This is a genomic window from Pseudomonas sp. NFACC14, from assembly GCF_900106885.1.
Taxonomy (GTDB): Bacteria; Pseudomonadota; Gammaproteobacteria; order Pseudomonadales; family Pseudomonadaceae; genus Aquipseudomonas; species Aquipseudomonas fluorescens_AA.
Window position 1 is genome coordinate 16,070 of record NZ_FNOA01000033.1, and the last position, 16,217, is coordinate 32,286.

15 protein-coding genes are annotated in these 16,217 nt (G+C 63.3%); 8 read left to right on the forward strand and 7 right to left on the reverse strand.

The features are described from left to right. Positions 1-2: 2 nt before the first annotated feature. Positions 3-1,355: a 3-oxoacyl-ACP reductase gene (locus tag BLU85_RS28410; RefSeq protein WP_092205103.1), complete on the reverse strand. Its 1,353-nt coding sequence runs from the start codon at positions 1,353-1,355 to the stop codon at positions 3-5. A gap of 255 nt (positions 1,356-1,610) precedes the next feature. Here BLU85_RS28410 and BLU85_RS28415 point away from each other — a divergent pair, with 255 nt between their 5' ends. Beyond that, positions 1,611-2,888, forward strand: coding sequence for an acetyl-CoA C-acetyltransferase (locus BLU85_RS28415; protein WP_092205104.1), 1,278 nt, complete (start codon positions 1,611-1,613; stop codon positions 2,886-2,888). On the opposite strand, the gene BLU85_RS28420 is transcribed toward BLU85_RS28415, so the two are convergent. Then, positions 2,875-3,903, reverse strand: coding sequence for a bile acid:sodium symporter family protein (locus BLU85_RS28420; RefSeq protein WP_092205105.1), 1,029 nt, complete (start codon positions 3,901-3,903; stop codon positions 2,875-2,877). The two genes, BLU85_RS28415 and BLU85_RS28420, sit on opposite strands and share 14 nt — an antisense overlap. 79 nt (positions 3,904-3,982) lie before the next feature. Here BLU85_RS28420 and BLU85_RS28425 point away from each other — a divergent pair, with 79 nt between their 5' ends. Together BLU85_RS28425 and BLU85_RS28430 are read left to right on the forward strand one after the other, a co-directional pair. Further along, positions 3,983-4,774 carry an AraC family transcriptional regulator gene (locus tag BLU85_RS28425; RefSeq protein WP_092205106.1) on the forward strand — a complete coding sequence of 264 codons (792 nt, stop codon included), beginning with the start codon at positions 3,983-3,985 and terminating at the stop codon, positions 4,772-4,774. A gap of 221 nt (positions 4,775-4,995) precedes the next feature. Continuing rightward, positions 4,996-5,889, forward strand: coding sequence for a PA4780 family RIO1-like protein kinase (locus tag BLU85_RS28430; RefSeq protein WP_072410317.1), 894 nt, complete (start codon positions 4,996-4,998; stop codon positions 5,887-5,889). A gap of 352 nt (positions 5,890-6,241) precedes the next feature. Here the strand turns inward: BLU85_RS28430 and cueR are convergent, their stop codons facing one another. The 3 genes from cueR to BLU85_RS28445 form a co-directional block, all read right to left on the reverse strand. Then, positions 6,242-6,643 (reverse strand): Cu(I)-responsive transcriptional regulator, encoded by a 402-nt coding sequence (cueR, locus tag BLU85_RS28435; protein WP_092205107.1) that lies wholly within the window; start codon positions 6,641-6,643, stop codon positions 6,242-6,244. Next, on the reverse strand, positions 6,640-9,033 hold the full coding sequence (locus tag BLU85_RS28440; RefSeq protein WP_092205108.1) for a heavy metal translocating P-type ATPase: 2,394 nt from the start codon (positions 9,031-9,033) through the stop codon (positions 6,640-6,642). The genes cueR and BLU85_RS28440 overlap by 4 nt, the downstream gene beginning before the upstream one ends. A gap of 193 nt (positions 9,034-9,226) precedes the next feature. Further along, positions 9,227-9,610 carry a hypothetical protein gene (locus tag BLU85_RS28445; protein ID WP_092171257.1) on the reverse strand — a complete coding sequence of 128 codons (384 nt, stop codon included), beginning with the start codon at positions 9,608-9,610 and terminating at the stop codon, positions 9,227-9,229. A 148-nt stretch (positions 9,611-9,758) separates the two neighbouring features. Here BLU85_RS28445 and BLU85_RS28450 point away from each other — a divergent pair, with 148 nt between their 5' ends. Both BLU85_RS28450 and BLU85_RS28455 read left to right on the forward strand, forming a co-directional pair. Further along, positions 9,759-9,956: a heavy-metal-associated domain-containing protein gene (locus BLU85_RS28450; RefSeq protein WP_092171253.1), complete on the forward strand. Its 198-nt coding sequence runs from the start codon at positions 9,759-9,761 to the stop codon at positions 9,954-9,956. 95 nt (positions 9,957-10,051) lie between these two features. Then, positions 10,052-11,254: a multidrug effflux MFS transporter gene (locus BLU85_RS28455; protein ID WP_092205109.1), complete on the forward strand. Its 1,203-nt coding sequence runs from the start codon at positions 10,052-10,054 to the stop codon at positions 11,252-11,254. A 1-nt stretch (position 11,255) separates the two neighbouring features. Here the strand turns inward: BLU85_RS28455 and BLU85_RS31210 are convergent, their stop codons facing one another. Both BLU85_RS31210 and BLU85_RS28460 read right to left on the reverse strand, forming a co-directional pair. Beyond that, positions 11,256-11,426: a hypothetical protein gene (locus BLU85_RS31210; protein WP_170842341.1), complete on the reverse strand. Its 171-nt coding sequence runs from the start codon at positions 11,424-11,426 to the stop codon at positions 11,256-11,258. Between the two features lie 262 nt (positions 11,427-11,688). Beyond that, on the reverse strand, positions 11,689-12,702 hold the full coding sequence (locus BLU85_RS28460) for a zinc-binding alcohol dehydrogenase family protein (RefSeq protein ID WP_092205110.1): 1,014 nt from the start codon (positions 12,700-12,702) through the stop codon (positions 11,689-11,691). A 114-nt stretch (positions 12,703-12,816) separates the two neighbouring features. Between BLU85_RS28460 and BLU85_RS28465 the strand changes: the two genes are divergently transcribed. From BLU85_RS28465 to BLU85_RS28475, 3 genes are all read left to right on the forward strand, one after another. Then, on the forward strand, positions 12,817-13,746 hold the full coding sequence (locus BLU85_RS28465; protein WP_092205111.1) for a LysR family transcriptional regulator: 930 nt from the start codon (positions 12,817-12,819) through the stop codon (positions 13,744-13,746). A 141-nt stretch (positions 13,747-13,887) separates the two neighbouring features. Further along, the gene (locus BLU85_RS28470; protein ID WP_092205112.1) at positions 13,888-14,622 is read left to right on the forward strand and encodes an ArsR/SmtB family transcription factor; all 735 of its coding nucleotides are present in this window, start codon (positions 13,888-13,890) and stop codon (positions 14,620-14,622) included. Positions 14,623-14,737: 115 nt separating this feature from the next. Then, positions 14,738-16,120, forward strand: a complete 1,383-nt coding sequence (locus BLU85_RS28475; protein WP_092205126.1) for an MFS transporter — start codon at positions 14,738-14,740, stop codon at positions 16,118-16,120. The last annotated feature ends 97 nt before the right edge of the window (positions 16,121-16,217 follow it).

The following is a 16,217-nucleotide window of genomic DNA, read 5'->3' on the forward strand; positions in this document are numbered from 1 at the left end:
GGTCATGCTCCCAAAAGGCTTTGCCCGCATACCCGCAGGGCCTGCCCGGTCACGGAGCCCGTGCCCGGCTGCGCGAGCCAGGCCACGGCTTCGGCGACATCTTGAGGCAGGCCGCCCTGGCCGAGGGAACTCATGCGCCGCCCGGCCTCGCGCAAGGCGAAGGGGATCTCGGCGGTCATGCGGGTTTCAATGAAGCCCGGCGCCACGGCGTTGATGCTGATGCCCCGGGGTTGCAGCAGCGGCGCCCAGGCCTGGGCCAGGCCGATCAGCCCTGCCTTGCTCGCCGCATAATTGGTCTGCCCACGGTTGCCGGCAATGCCGCTGATGGAGGCCAGCAGGACGACCCGGCCATTGTCGCGCAGGGTGCCGCTGTCGAGCAGGGCCTTGGTCAGCACTTGCGGAGCGTTGAGGTTGACGGCCAACACGGCGTCCCAGAATTCCGGGGTCATATTGGCGAGGGTCTTGTCCCGGGTGATGCCGGCGTTGTGCACCACGATGTCGACCCCGTCGGGCAGGTGCTCGATCAACTGGGAGGCGGCATCTTCGGCGCAGATATCCAGCGTGACGCTGCGCCCGCTCAAACGAGCCGCCAGGGCGTCGAGGTCGGTCTTGGCCTGGGGGACGTCGAGCAGGATCACGTCGGCGCCATCGCGGGCCAGGGTTTCGGCGATGGAGGCGCCGATCCCGCGGGCCGCGCCAGTGACCAGCGCCTTGAGCCCCGTAAGCGGTCGGGTCCAGTCCTGGACCTGGGTGCCACAGGCGTCGAGGCGAATGACCTGCCCGGAAATGAAGGCACTCTTGGGCGACAGGAAAAACCGCAGCGCACCTTCCAACTGGGCTTCGGCACCGTCGCCGACATACAACAGTTGCAGCGTCCCGCCGTGGCGCAGCTCTTTGGCCAGGGAACGGCTGAAACCTTCCAACGCCCGCTGGGCACTGGCGGCGAACGGATCGCCAAGGCTTTGCGGCGCGCGTCCCAGGATGACGACATGGGCGCTGTGGTCGAGGTTCTTCATCAGCGGCTGGAAAAATTCCCGCAACTGCTTGAGCTGGTCGACCTGCACCAAATGGCTGGCGTCGTACACCACGGCCTTGATTTTCGGGCCGTGGCCGGGGATCCACTCGGTGGCCACGGTCGGTTCGCCGCCGTAGATGAAAATGGTGTCGGTCAGGCGCTTGGCGAACGTGCCGATCTGTTCGGTCAACGGCCCGCCGCCCAGCAGCAGTGCGCCTTCGATAGGCCGCAGCCGCCCGGCCTGCCAGCGCTCCAGGCGTACCGGCGATGGCAGGCCGAGGGACCCGACCATGCGTCGGCCAATGGGCGAATTGGCGAAGTCGATATAACGGTCAGACATGGAACACACTCCGACTGATGAGGTTCCAAGTGTGGACCATGATTGGCAATCAGTCGTTCGATCGGCGAGATAAAGCCTAAGCTTGAGCGGGAGCGCTTTGTCCAGGGCACCGAACCCCTGTGGGAGCAAAGCTTGCTCGCGATACAGACACCGCGTTTTTCAGTAGGCCGCGTCATCGTTCATCGCGAGCAAGCTTTGCTCCCACAGGGGGCGGTTGAGTTTTCTCAGTGCATCAGACTTACAGGGGAGTTCTTCATGACACAACTACGCCGCGTCGCGATCATCGGTGGTAACCGCATTCCTTTCGCCCGCTCCAACGGGCCCTATGCCACCGCCAGCAACCAGGCGATGTTGACGGCGGCCCTCGAGGGGTTGATCGAACGCTGCAACCTGCATGGCTTGCACATCGGCGAAGTGGCTGCCGGTGCGGTGCTCAAGCACTCCCGGGATACGAACCTGACCCGCGAATGCGTGCTCGGTTCGCGGCTGTCGCCCACCACGCCGGCCTATGACGTACAACAGGCCTGTGGCACCGGATTGGAAACGGTGCTGCTGGTGGCCAACAAGATCGCCCTGGGCCAGATCGACAGCGCCATTGCCGGCGGCGTCGACACCACGTCGGATGCGCCCATCGGGGTCAATGAAGGGTTGCGCAAGATCTTGCTGCAAGCCAATCGCGCCAGGACCACCGCCGAGAAAATCAAAATATTCCTGCAATTGCGCCCCCAGCACCTGGTGCCGGACTTGCCGCGCATCAACGAGCCGCGTACCGGCCTGAGCATGGGCGAGCACTGTGAATTGATGGCCCAGACCTGGCAGATCCCCCGGGAGGCCCAAGACCAGTTGGCCCTGGAAAGCCATCAGAAAATGGCCGCGTCCTACGCCGAAGGTTGGCAGAACGACTTGATGACACCGTTTCTCGGCCTGACCCGGGACAACAATCTGCGCCCGGACTTGACCCTGGAGAAACTCGCCTCCCTCAAGCCGGCCTTCGAAAAAAGTGCCAGGGGCACGCTGACGGCGGGCAACTCCACACCACTGACCGACGGTGCCTCGTTGGTGCTGCTGGGCAGCGAAGAGTGGGCCAAGGCCCGGGGCCTGCCGATACTGGCGTACCTGCGCGACGGTGAAACGGCGGCGGTGGATTTCGTCAATGGCGCTGAAGGGTTGCTGATGGCCCCGGTCTACGCCGTACCGCGATTGCTGGCGCGCAACGGCCTGACCTTGCAGGACTTCGATTACTTCGAGATCCACGAAGCGTTCGCCGCCCAAGTGTTGTGCACGCTGAAGGCCTGGGAAGACCCGGACTATTGCAAGACCCGCCTGGGCCTCGACGCGCCACTGGGGTCCATCGACCGCGGTCGGTTGAACGTGAAGGGCAGTTCCCTGGCCGCCGGGCATCCGTTTGCCGCCACGGGCGGGCGCATTGTCGCCAACCTCGCCAAGTTGCTGGATGCCGCCGGGCGAGGTCGCGGGTTGATTTCCATCTGCGCCGCCGCCGGCCAGGGTGTGACGGCGATTATCGAGCGTTGACGAGGGCGCCCTCCTGGCGGGACGCCAGTGCCTTGTGCTGGCTGGCGTAGCGCTCGGCCAGGATCGAGCAGACGATCAACTGCAGCGGGTGGTAGATCATGATCGGCAACAGAATCAGCCCCAGGCCGGGATGGTTGCCGAAAATCAACGCCGCCATCGGCACCCCGGCGGCGAGGGATTTCTTGCTGGCGCAGAACACCGCGGCGACTTCATCGGCGCTGTTGAATTTCAGGGCGCGGGCGGTGCGGGTGGTCGCCCACAGGATGATTGCCAGCAGCACGGCACTGCCCACCACTGCGCTGAGCAACACGCCGTTGCCTTGCTGGCGCCAGATGCCGGACACCATCGAGTTGCAGAAGGCTGCGTAGACCAGCAGCAGGATCACCAGCTTGTCGATGACGCTGGTGTAGCGTTTGTAGCGACCGAAAAAACCGGCCAGCCAACGCCGCAGGAACTGCCCCAGCACCAGCGGCAGCAGCAACATCATGCACAGGTCGAGCAAGGTCGAACCCAGGTCGATGCCACCGGCACCGCTGCCGACCACGAAACTGACCAGCAACGGTGTCAGGAAAATGCCCAGTACGCTGGACAGGCTCGCGTTGAGAATCGCCGCCGGCACGTTACCTTTTGCGCTGCCAGTCAGGGCCACCGAGGAAGAAATCGTCGAGGGCAGGGCGCACAGGTAGAAGAACCCCAGCATCAGCAGCGCCGGCACATGGCTGCCCAGCAGCCAGTTGCTGAGCAGCCAGAGCAACGGGAATACGCCAAAGGTGAAAGCCTGCACCATCACGTGCAGCCGGATGTTCTTCAGGCCGTGGCGGATCTGCTCGCCGGACAGGTTGATCCCGTGCAGGAAGAACACCACGAAGATGCCGATGTTGACCACCCATTCGGCATGCATGGCACCGCCCGTGGCGCCGAAGGTGGGAAAGAAGTACGCCAGCAGCGTGGCGAGCACCATGCCGCACAGGAACCAGTCGGTCACCATGCGTTTGAGGTGTCTGAAGATATGCATAGGGCACCGCATGTTGTAAGAAAAGTCGACTTAGCCTAACGTCGTCCTCATCAGTCGTCTTGCGACATAAGGCCAATCAATGCCGCCTAACGGACACCAGCAGCTGGAACGACGTATCCCCGACCTGGCGCAATTGCCGAGGCCGCTGTACGCCCGTGTCGAAAGTTTGAGCGCCGGTTCCTGGACGCAAGCCCATCGTCATGACTGGGTGCAATTTTCCTACGCCATCAGCGGCGTTCTCGGCGTACACACCGCCGCCGGCAGTTTCTTCGCCCCGCCACAACGGGGCATCTGGATCCCCGCCGACCTGGAACATCAGGTGGTGACCTCCACCCGGGCGGAAATGCGCAGCCTGTATGTCCATCGTCACGCCTGCCCCTGGGCCGATGAGCGCTGTCGGGTGCTGGAAGTCACGCCACTGGCCCGTGAGTTGATCAAGGTGTTCTGTCAGCTGCCAGTCGATTATCCCCAAGGCGATACCCAGGAAGAACGGCTGGTGCAGGTGCTGCTGGACCAGTTGGCGACGTTGCCGGAAGTGGGGTTTTCCCTGCCGCTGCCGCGACATGCCCGCTTGCTGGCGCTGTGTAACGAATTGATCGAACAGCCTGAACAGAACGTCACCTTGCAAGCCTGGTCTGAACGTCTGGGCACATCGGAAAAAACCCTGATGCGTCTGTTCCAGCGTGAGACCGGCCTGAGCTTTCGTGCCTGGCGCCAGCGCATGCGCTTGTTGTCGTCCCTGGGCTCGTTGGAGAAAGGGGACAGCGTCACCAGCGCCGCGTTGTCGTGTGGGTACGATTCAACGTCCGCATTCATTGCCGCGTTCAAGGGGATGTTCGGGTATACGCCGGGGGAGTTGTTCAAGCATTGAGTTGTCGGTAGACATGCCTGTCAGCTCTTGTCGCAAATACCTGGGTATCGAGTTGCCAACGCCAGCGCCGGTCTCGGCTATGATTCGACGCCGTCGATTGATCCGGCACATTGTGTGCATCACAGGTTCATAGGTCGGCAACCCCTCCCCGTGGAGGAAGGATTGCCGTATAACGACTGTCATTCGCGTGTTTGGTAATAAAGGACCCACAATAAAAGCTGATGAAGACTCCAAAACGCATTGAACCCCTGATCGAGGACGGTCTGGTCGACGAGGTGCTGCGCCCACTCATGAGTGGTAAAGAAGCAGCTGTTTATGTGGTGCGCTGCGGCAACGAGCTACGTTGCGCGAAGGTCTACAAGGAGGCGAACAAGCGAAGTTTTCGTCAGGCGGCCGAGTATCAGGAAGGCCGCAAGGTGCGCAACAGCCGTCAGGCCCGTGCCATGGCCAAGGGCTCGAAGTTCGGGCGCAAGGAAACCGAGGACGCCTGGCAGAATGCCGAAGTGGCGGCACTGTTCCGCCTGGCAAGCGCGGGTGTGCGCGTGCCCAAGCCGTACGACTTCCTCGAAGGCGTGCTGCTGATGGAGCTGGTGGCCGACGAGTACGGCGATGCGGCACCGCGCCTGAACGATGTGGTGCTGGAGCCGGACCAGGCCCGTGAATATCACGCCTTTCTGATTTCCCAGATCGTGTTGATGCTGTGTACCGGTCTGGTGCACGGTGACCTGTCGGAGTTCAACGTGTTGCTGACGCCGACGGGGCCGGTGATCATCGACCTGCCGCAAGCCGTGGATGCCGCGGGTAACAACCATGCCTTCAGCATGCTGGAGCGGGACGTGGGCAACATGGCGTCCTACTTCGGCCGGTTTGCCCCGGAACTCAAGCGCACCAAGTACGCGAAGGAAATGTGGGCGCTGTACGAAGCTGGCACCCTGCACCCGGCCAGCGTGTTGACCGGCGAGTTCGACGAGCCGGAAGAACTGGCGGATGTCGGCGGGATCATGCGTGAAATCGAGGCCGCCCGCCTGGATGAAGAACGCCGTCAGGCCGTCCGCGCCGCCGACGATGCCCCACCTGGCAAGACTGAAGAACCACCCCCGCCGTGGATGCAATGATCGGTTGAACAGAAACCCGGCCAATGGCCGGGTTTTTTGTGGGCGCTGTAAAATCTCCTATCCACCGCAGACCTCCAGTGGGAGCGAGCTTGCTCGCGATAGCGGTAGGTCCGCTTGTATCGATGTTGAATGTGCCGCCGTCATCGCGAGCAAGCTCGCTCCCACATTGGTTTTTGGAGGGGCCCGAGATTTAAGTCGCCGTTGATCCCTGTGGGAGCGAGCTTGCTCGCGATAGCGGTAGGTCCGCTTGCATTGATTTTGAATGTGCCGCCGTCATCGCGAGCAAGCTCGCTCCCACCGTTTTGCTTCGGCTGTTCACAGCATTGCTGTCCACCGCCGGTCTGTGTGGGCATCAACTCTTGCAGCACCCCGACGCCAGTTCCTTGAGGATCGGGCAATCCGGACGGTGATCGCCGTGGCAGTGCTCGACCAGGTCTTGCAAGGTGTCGCGCAGTTCGGCCAGTTCACGGATTTTCTGGTTCAGCTCATCGATGTGTTGCCGGGCCAGGGCCTTGACGTCGGCGCTGGCGCGTTGGCGGTCTTGCCAGAGAGCGAGCAATTTGCCGACCTCTTCCAGGGAAAACCCCAAGTCGCGGGAGCGCTTGATGAACGCCAGGGTGTGCAGGTCATCGGCGCCGTAGATCCGGTAGCCGCTGTCGGTGCGATGAGCGGCCTTGAGCAGGCCGATGGATTCGTAATAGCGGATCATCTTCGCGCTCAGGCCGCTCTGGCGGGCCGCTTGGCCGATGTTCATCGCTTGTCCTCCAACTGCTTGGGTGTCCAGAATTTCAACAGTAACGCATTGCTCACCACGCTGACGCTCGACAGGGCCATGGCCGCGCCGGCCAGCACCGGGTTGAGCAAGCCGAACGCGGCCAGGGGGATGCCGATCAAGTTATAGACGAACGCCCAGAACAGGTTCTGGCGGATCTTGGCGTAGGTCTTGCGGCTGATGTCCAGCGCCGCCGGTACCAGTCGCGGATCGCCACGCATGAGGGTGATGCCCGCGGCATGCATCGCCACGTCGGTGCCACCGCCCATGGCAATGCCGATGTCGGCGGCGGCCAGGGCCGGGGCGTCGTTGATGCCGTCGCCGACCATCGCCACCACCGAGTGGCGCTTCAATTGTTGGACGATGGCGGATTTATCCGCTGGCAGTACCTCGGCATGGACATTGGAAATCTCCAGCGCCTGGGCCACCACCCGGGCGCTGCCTTGGTTGTCGCCGGTGAGCAGATGGCTGGCGATGTGCTGTTCATTCAAGGCCTGTACGGCGGCGAGAGCGCCGGGCTTGAGGGTGTCACCGAAGGCGAACAGGCCCAGCACCCGCGGCATCGCGCCTTGTTCGAGCAGCCAGGACAACGTACGGCCCTCGGCTTCCCAGGCCTGTGCGGATTCGGCCAGCGCGCCGGGGTCCAGGCCCAGTTCGTCCAGCAGGCGGCGATTGCCCAGGGCCAGGCGTTGCCCGGCGAGGTTGCCGGCGATGCCGCGCCCGGCCAGGGATTGGCTGTCGCTGACATCCGGCACATCCAGGCCGCGCTCGGCGCAGGCGTCCAGCACGGCTTTGGCGAGCGGGTGTTCGCTGCCGCGTTGCAGCGCGCCGGCCATTTTCAGCAACGCATCTTCATCGCCGTCCAGGGCGGTCAAGTGGGCGATGCGCGGCGCGCCGGAGGTCAGGGTGCCGGTCTTGTCGAACACCACGGTCGTGACTTCATGGGCGCGTTCCAGGGCCTCGGCATCCTTGATCAGAATCCCGTGGCGCGCCGCCACGCCGGTGCCGGCCATGATCGCCGTGGGCGTCGCCAGGCCCAGCGCGCAGGGGCAGGCGATCACCAGCACGGCGACGGCGTTGATCAGCGCGGTTTCCAGTGGCGCACCGTACAGCCACCAGCCGATCAACGTCGCCAGGGCCAGCACCAGCACCACCGGTACGAAGACCTGGCTGACTTTATCCACCAGTTTCTGGATCGGCGCCTTGGCGGCCTGGGCGTCTTCCACCAGGCGGATGATGCGCGCCAGGACGGTTTCGGTGCCCAGGGCTTGCGTGCGGACCAGCAACCGGCCTTCGCCATTGATGGCGCCGCCGGTGACCTTGTCACCGGGCTGCTTGGGCACCGGCAGGCTTTCGCCGCTGATCAGCGCTTCGTCGGCGTGGCTCTGGCCTTCCAGCACTTCGCCGTCCACCGGGAAGCGTTCGCCGGGCTTGACCAGCACCAGGTCGTTCAAGCGCAGGGCGCTGATGGCAACGTCCCGCTCCCGGCCATCGATCACCTGGATCGCCCGTTCCGGGCGCAAGGCTTCGAGGGCGCGGATGGCGCTGGCGGTCTGGCGCTTGGCGCGGCTTTCCAGGTATTTACCGAGCAACACCAGGGCGATCACGACGGCCGAAGCCTCGAAATACAGGTGCGGCATGCTGCCGGGACGGGCCATCGCCCATTCATAGAGGCTCAAGCCGTAGCCAGCGCTGGTGCCCAGGGCCACCAGCAGGTCCATGTTCCCGGCACCGGCCCGCACGGCCTTGAAGGCGGCGACGTAGAAACGCGCACCGAAGATGAACTGCACCGGCGTCGCCAGGGCGAACTGCACCCAGGCCGGGAGCATCCAATGCACGCCGAACGGCTGCAGCAACATGGGCAGCACCAACGGCACTGACAGCACAATCGCCAGCACCAGGGCCAGGCGTTCTCGGTTCAGCCGGTTGTTCTGCGTGTCGGCGACCTGCTCGGCCTGCCAGACCTTGGCGTCATAGCCGGCGCGCTTGACCGCATCGATCAGGGTTTGCGCATCCACCTGGCCGAGCAGTTCGAGGTGGGCCCGCTCGTTGGCCAGGTTGACACTGACGCTGTTCACGCCGTCGACCTTGCCCAGGGCACGTTCGACCCGGCCGACACAGGAGGCGCAGGTCATGCCTTCGATGTTCAGTTCCAGGGTGTGAACCGCAACGCTATAGCCTGCCTGTTCGACGGCCTGCTTCAAGGCCGGCAGGCTGCCTTCGGGGGCCTGGACACGCGCCAGTTCCGTCGCCAGGTTGACGCTGACGGCGCTGGTACCGGCGACTTTGCTCAAGGCCCGCTCGACCCGCCCGGCGCAGCTGGCGCAGGTCATGCCGGCAATGGGTAGATCGAATGTGGTGGATCCGGACATCGGTCACGCTCCCTGTAGTGAATGACTACAGGATCAACCTTGCCATGCTGGCAAGGTCAAGCGCCAATCCTCTGTGGGAGCGAGCTTGCTCGCGATAGCGGTAGTTCAGTCGACATCCATGAAGGATGTTAGATCGCCATCGCGAGCCAGTTCGCTCCCACAGGGGCTCGCAGCCACAAGTTCAAGTGGCGTGTCAGTAACCGAGCCCAGCCTGCTTGAGGTACATACCTTGTTCATTCATGGCGATGCGGAACTTCAAGATGTCCCCGGCCTTGAGGGTGATGTTCTGCGACCCAGGCGCGAGCATGCCCGGGTTGCAACCCGGCGCCTGTCCCGGCAGCAATTTCAGGCGCAAGGAAAACTGGCCCGGCGGCAGGTTGAACGAGGTGCTCTGCTCCTGGAACAGCCGGGCCGAGAGTTGATCCTGGATGTAGATGCCGATTTCGCAACTGGTCGCCACTTCCAGGCGCTCGCGGGAAATGATCAACACGCCATAGTCTTCGCCGACGGCAGAGGCCTGGGGCGCCACCGCTGAAAAACCGAGCATGCAAAACAGACTGAACGCTGACCAGCGCATGGCTGAACCTCCGGTGTGAAATCCTTGATGTGTGCAGCTTGGCTGACGGCGATGCCGATTGCCAGCCCGGCAGTTTTTGTCAGAACTTGACCTTGCCATGATGGCAAGCTTGAGACTGGCGGCAACCTCAATCCAAAGGAGTCATCCCATGCAAACATTCAATGTCCAGGGCATGTCCTGTGGTCACTGCGTCAAGGCCATCACCCAGGCTGTCCAGGCCAAGGATCCGGCGGCGGACGTGCAAGTCGACCTGGGTGCCAAGACCGTCCGGGTCCAGAGCTCGTTGGCGACCGATGCCGTGCTCGCGGCCATCAAGGAAGAAGGCTATGAAGTCAGCCCTGCCTGAAGTTTTTTAATCGTTAGCGACCTATCGGAATGTTCAAGAGCGCCCGGCACGGCTAGACTGTCGGGCTGTCGAACGACGCCTGAGCTGGACGCCCGATGAACCTTCGCACCATTCTGATTCTTGGCGCCTTGAGCGCTTTCGGTCCCTTGGCGATCGACTTCTACCTGCCCGCCTTTCCGGCGATGGCCACCGCCTTCGGTACTGACGAAAAACATATCCAGTTGACCCTGGCGGCCTACTTCCTCGGCTTGTCCATCGGGCAACTGGCCTATGGGCCGGTGGCGGATCGCTTCGGGCGGCGCATTCCGCTGCTGACGGGCGTCGGCTTGTTTACCCTGGCGTCCCTGGCCTGCGCCTATGCGCCGAACCTCGAATGGCTGATCGGTGCCCGCTTCGTCCAGGCCCTGGGCGGATGCGCCGGGATGGTGATTTCCCGGGCGGTAGTCAGCGACAAATGCGACGCGGTGGGTTCGGCCAAGGTGTTTTCGCAGTTGATGCTGGTGATGGGCCTGGCTCCGATTCTCGCGCCGATGCTCGGCGGGTTGTTGGTGAACCTGCATGGCTGGCAGTCAATTTTCATTGCCCTGACCGTGTTCAGCGCAGTGGCGTCGACGGCAGTGGCCTTGTGGCTGCCGGAAAGCCTGCCGGATCATGTCCCTCGGCAACCGTTGTCGGGGGCGTTGCGCCAATATGGTCGGTTATTGACCGATGCCGTCTACCTCGGCCACGCGCTGACGGGGGGCATCGCTATCGCCGGGATGTTTGCCTACATCGCCGGTTCGCCTTTCGTCTTCATCAAGCTCTACGGTGTACCGGCCGAACATTTCGGTTGGCTGTTCGGCACCAATGCGGCGGGCTTCATCCTGGTCGCCCAGGTCAATGCCCGGCTGCTGTCCAAGCGCGGCCCGGCGTTCCTGCTGAGCCGCGCGGTATGGGTCTACCTGGGCGCGGGGCTGAGCCTGCTGGCCGTCAGTTCATTGCAACCTGCGCAGTTGTGGCCGCTGCTGGTTCCACTGTTTATCTGCATCGCCAGCCTGGGTTGCATCCTGCCCAATGCCTCGGCCTGCGCCATGAACGGGCAGGGCGCCCGGGCCGGCAGTGCTTCGGCGATGTTGGGATGCCTGCAGTTTTCCGTCGCCGCCGGGGCAGCCGCGTTGGTGGCGGCGCTGCATAACGGCACCGCCGTGCCAATGGCGCTGGTCATCAGCCTTTGCGGGCTGTTGGTGGTGAGCGCGGCGATGCTGACTCGTCGCCTGCAAAATGCCCGGGCATTGGCCCAGGCCAGTCGCGAGGGCTGACTCAGCCGGCCGCGCGCTGCTGCTGTTCGGGGAAGTGATGGGGCGCGAGGATCCGCGCTTGCAAGGTGGTGGCGAAAGCCTGGGCTTCGGCCTCGGTACGGAAGGTGACGACGTGCCGGTCAAGACGCACTTGCCATTGGTTTTTTGCCACTTCTTTTATCAGGATCTTCATTGCTGACCTCCTCACGAAAAGATTACGTTGCAAAGGCCTCGAGTGTAGACCCGAATACGATCGGAGTTGTGACAACGGTCAATTCTCGGACTGACGGTTAGTCGCCGGATAATGGCGAGGGAGTTTGTTCCCGCTGGTTCTGTAGGAGCTGGCGAAGCCTGCGATCTTTTGATCTTTCGCTTGAGACACAAGTGTCAGGGGAAAGATCGCAGCCTCGCTCCGCTCGACAGCTCCTACAGAGCTCAGCGGGGTTGATGTCCGGTCAGAAACCTTCAAGCACGATTTTGCCCTTGGACTGGCCGCTTTCCAGCAAGGCGTGGGCCCGGCGCAGGTTCTCGGCGTTGATGGTGCCGAAATGCTCGCCCACCGTGGTCTTCAGCGTACCGGCGTCGATCAGCGCGGCCACGCGGTTGAGCAGTTTGTGTTGTTCAAGCATGTCAGCCGTTTCGAACAGCGAGCGGGTGTACATGAATTCCCAATGCAACGACAGGCTCTTGCGCTTGAGCTTGGTCACGTCCAGCGCCTTGGGATCGTCGATCAGCGCCAGTTTGCCCTGGGGGGCGAGGGCTTCGACCAGTTGGTCCAGGTGCTGGTCGGTCTGGGTCAGGCTGGCGACGTGAGTCACCTGGGGCTGGCCTGCTTCCTTCAATGCTTCGCTCAAGGGACGGCTGTGGTCGATCACCAGGTCGGCACCCAGGTTGCGCACCCATTCCTGGGTTTGCGCACGGGATGCGGTGCCAATCACCTTCAGCCCGGTGAGTTGGCTGGCCAGTTGCGTCAGGATCGACCCCACGCCGCCGGCGGCGCCGACGATCAACAGGCTCTGGCCCTGGTTGTCCTGGCCTTCCTTGATATTCAGGCGCTCGAACAACAATTCCCAGGCGGTGATGGCTGTCAGTGGTAGCGCCGCCGCGTCGGCGAAACCGAGGGTCTTGGGCATGTGGCCGACAATGCGTTCATCCACTACGTGCAATTCGCTGTTGCCACCGGCCCGGGCGATGGAGCCGGCGTAGAACACCTTGTCCCCGGCCTTGAACAGCGTGACCTCGCTGCCCACCGCCTTGACCACGCCGGCCACGTCCCAGCCCAGCACCTTGGCGACGCCATCTTCGGGCTGGACGTTCTGGCGGACCTTGGTGTCCACCGGGTTGACCGAAATGGCCTTGACCTCCACCAGCAGGTCCCGGGGGCCGGCGACTGGTTCCGGCAGCTCGATGTCCTGGAGCGATTGTGGGTCGGTGATGGGTAGCGAGTGGTAGTAGGCAATGGCTTTCATGAAGCGGCTCCGTGAGGTGAGTTTCGATGAAGGTCATGTTTAGCTATTTATAGTCGAGATAAAACCAGCTAAAACAACAGGCTCTTTCAATACTTTTTTGATAATGGGCGCGTGATGCTTCGCTTCGATGACTTGCAATTGTTTGTCCGGGCAGCGGACCTGGGCAGTCTTTCGGCCGCGGCCAGGGTCATGGACCTGTCGGCGGCGGTGGCCAGTGCTGCGTTGAAACGGATCGAGCAGCACCTTGGAGCCCGGCTGCTGGCCCGCTCTACCCGCAGCTTGCGCCTGACGGCCGAAGGCGAGGGTTTTCTCGAATATGCCCGGGCCGCATTGAGCAGCCTTGACGAAGGCCGGCGGTTGTTGACCAGCGGCCAGGACCAGGTCAGCGGGGTGTTGCAGTTGTCCGCGCCGTCGGACCTGGGACGCAACCTGCTGCTGCCCTGGTTGGATGCGTTCCAGCGCGAGCACTCCGGGTTGACGGTGCGACTGCTGCTGGGCGATCGCATGGCCGACCTGTTCAAGCAGCCGGTGGACATCGCCCTGCGTTATGGCGAGCCGGAAGATTCGAGCCTGGTGGCCTTGCCTGTCGCCCCGGACAACCGTCGGGTGCTGTGTGCGTCGCCGGATTATCTGGCTCGCCGGGGCGAACCTCATCAACTGGAACAACTGGCCCAACACAACTGCCTGCTGTACATGCTGGGCAGCCGGGTCCATGACCGCTGGGCTTTTCATGACGGCAAGCGGGAGGTGAGCCTCACCGTCAGTGGCGACCGTTTCAGTGACGACGCCGACGTGGTGCGCCGCTGGGCGGTGGCGGGGGCCGGGATCGCTTATAAATCGTGGCTGGATGTGTCCACTGACGTGCTGGCCGGGCGTTTGAAAATCCTCTTGCCGCACCTGCGATGCGAACGCGCGCCCCTCAATCTGCTGTGTGCCCACCGGGCGCAATTGAGCAAACCGATCAAACTTCTGCGGGACATGCTCCAGGCTCGCTGCGGTGAGTTGACGGCTCGATTTCCACTCCCGACGGGGGCAGGCCATTAGTCGCGCGCAAATAGAGACTTTTCCCTCATGAACAATCGCCTCCAAAGGTTTCCGGAGGACAGGAAAGCTCGATCGTCGCGCTTATACTAACGACCGCCTGCGCCAGAGCAGTAGACGAATGATTCAACAGGGAGTGAATACATGGAACATGCACCTTGCATCAGCCAGATCGCCACGCTGCTGGCTGACCCCAAGCGCAGCGCAATGATGTGGGCCTTGATGGACGGCACGGCCCGCCAGGCCGAAGAGTTGGCGTTGCTCGCCGGTTTGTCGCCGTCCTCGGCCAACGCGCACCTGGGACGCTTGTCCGCCGGCGGCCTGTTGAAAGTCGAAGCCCGGGGGCGCAAGCGGTTTTTCCGCCTGGCCGCGCCTGAAATCGGCGCGGCCGTCGAAGCGCTGGCCAGCGCGACCCTGGTCAGTACGCCCCGGCAGATTCCGGATGTCTTCAAGCGCCGGGTCATGCCGACCAAGGCCCCGTCGGCCCCCGCTTCGTTGATGCGGGCCAGGCTGTGCGACGATCACTTGGGGGGAACCCTGGCGGCCGATCTCTACCAGCGCCTGCTCGACGCGGGGTGGATCGAGCAGTTCGAGCAACGGGTGATCGTCACGCACAAGGGCGCCAGTCAACTGGCCGAGCGTGGCCTGTTCATCCAGGCCCTGGCCCATCGCAACGCCCGTGTCGCCTGCCCTTGCCCGGACTGGAGCGAGCGTCGTCCGCATCTGGGAGGCGCGCTGGGGGCGGCGTTGCTGCAACTGTTCATGCAGTCGGGTTGGCTGACCTTGCCCAACGATTCGCGGGCCTTGCAGGTGACGACGCTGGGCCAGCAGGAAATCCACCGGTTCGCCCGGCAGGATGCCGTAGAGATGGCGTTCTAGGGAACTCGCCTGGCGCGTCGCTGAGGGCTGTCGACAGGTCGTATTCAGCAATAGCCGCCAGCAAGGTTCGCGCACACTCGATCCGGGGAATTTTTTCGGATTGGGGGGCAGCAACATGGACACTCACAGTTACAGCGCGGCGGAACGCCTGGAGCGGTTACCCATCAGCGGGTATCACCGGGTGATTTTCATCATCATCGCCCTGGCGTTTTTCTTCGACTCCATGGACCTGGCGATGATGACGTTCCTGCTGGGCTCGATCAAAGCCGAGTTCGGCCTGAGCACCGCCCAGGCCGGTCTGCTCGCCAGCTCCAGCTTCTTCGGCATGGTGTTGGGTGCATCGCTGTCAGGCATGCTGGCCGACCGTTTCGGGCGCAAGCCGGTGTTCCAGTGGAGCATCGTGCTGTGGGGCATCGCCAGTTACCTGTGCTCCACCGCGCAGGACGTCGAGACCTTGACGCTGTTTCGTATCCTGCTGGGGATCGGCATGGGCATGGAGTTTCCGATTGCCCAGTCGATGCTCTCGGAGTTGATCCCGGCCAAGCGTCGAGGGCGCTACATCGCCTTGATGGACGGCTTCTGGCCGCTGGGTTTCGTGGCGGCGGGGGTGCTGTCGTATTTTCTGCTGCCAGTGATCGGCTGGCGCGACATTTTCCTGGTGCTGGCGGTGCCGGCGGTGTTTGTCCTGGCGATTCGCTTCTTCATTCCCGAGTCGCCGCGCTGGCTGGAGCAGGCCGGACGGGGCGATGAAGCGGATGCCGTGCTCAAGCGAATCGAAGACAAGGTCCGGGCCTCGCTGGGACGGCGCGACCTGCCGGAACCGATTCGCCTGCCGAGGGGCGAGAGCACACCGGGCAATTTCTTTTCGGCCCTGGCGCAGATCTGGTCACCGCTGTATCGCCAGCGCACGATGATGATCTGGAGCGTCTGGTTCTTTGCCTTGCTCGGTTTTTATGGCCTGACGTCCTGGCTCAGCGCGTTGTTGCAGCAGTCGGGGTTCGCCGTGACCCAGTCGGTGTATTACACCGTGCTGATTTCCCTGGGCGGGATTCCCGGCTTCCTGATGGCGGCCTGGCTGGTGGAGCGTTGGGGGCGCAAGCCGGTGTGCATCATCACCTTGCTGGGCGGCGGGGTGATGGCGTTTCTGTATGGTCAGAGCGCGGTGTTTGGTGGCAACGTCGGCCTGTTGATCGGCACCGGGTTGCTGATGCAGTTTTTCCTGTTCGGCATGTGGGCGGTACTCTACACCTACACGCCGGAGCTGTACCCCACCTCGGCGCGGGCCACGGGTTCGGGCTTCGCTTCGGCGGTGGGGCGTATCGGTTCGCTGCTCGGCCCCCTGGTGACCGGCCTGGTGTTTCCCATCACCGGCCAGGGCGGTGTATTCGCCCTGGGGGCGTTGTGCTTCGCCGTGGCGGCGGGGGTGGTCTGGGTGTTCGGGATGGAAACCCGGGGCAAGACGCTGGAAGAGTTGAGTGAGGGTACGGTGGCCGATTAAACGCCACCCCCCTGTGGGAGCGAGCTTGCTCGCGATAGCGGTCTGGCATGCAACATCGATGTCGACTGATATATCGCCATCGCGAGCAAGCTCGCTC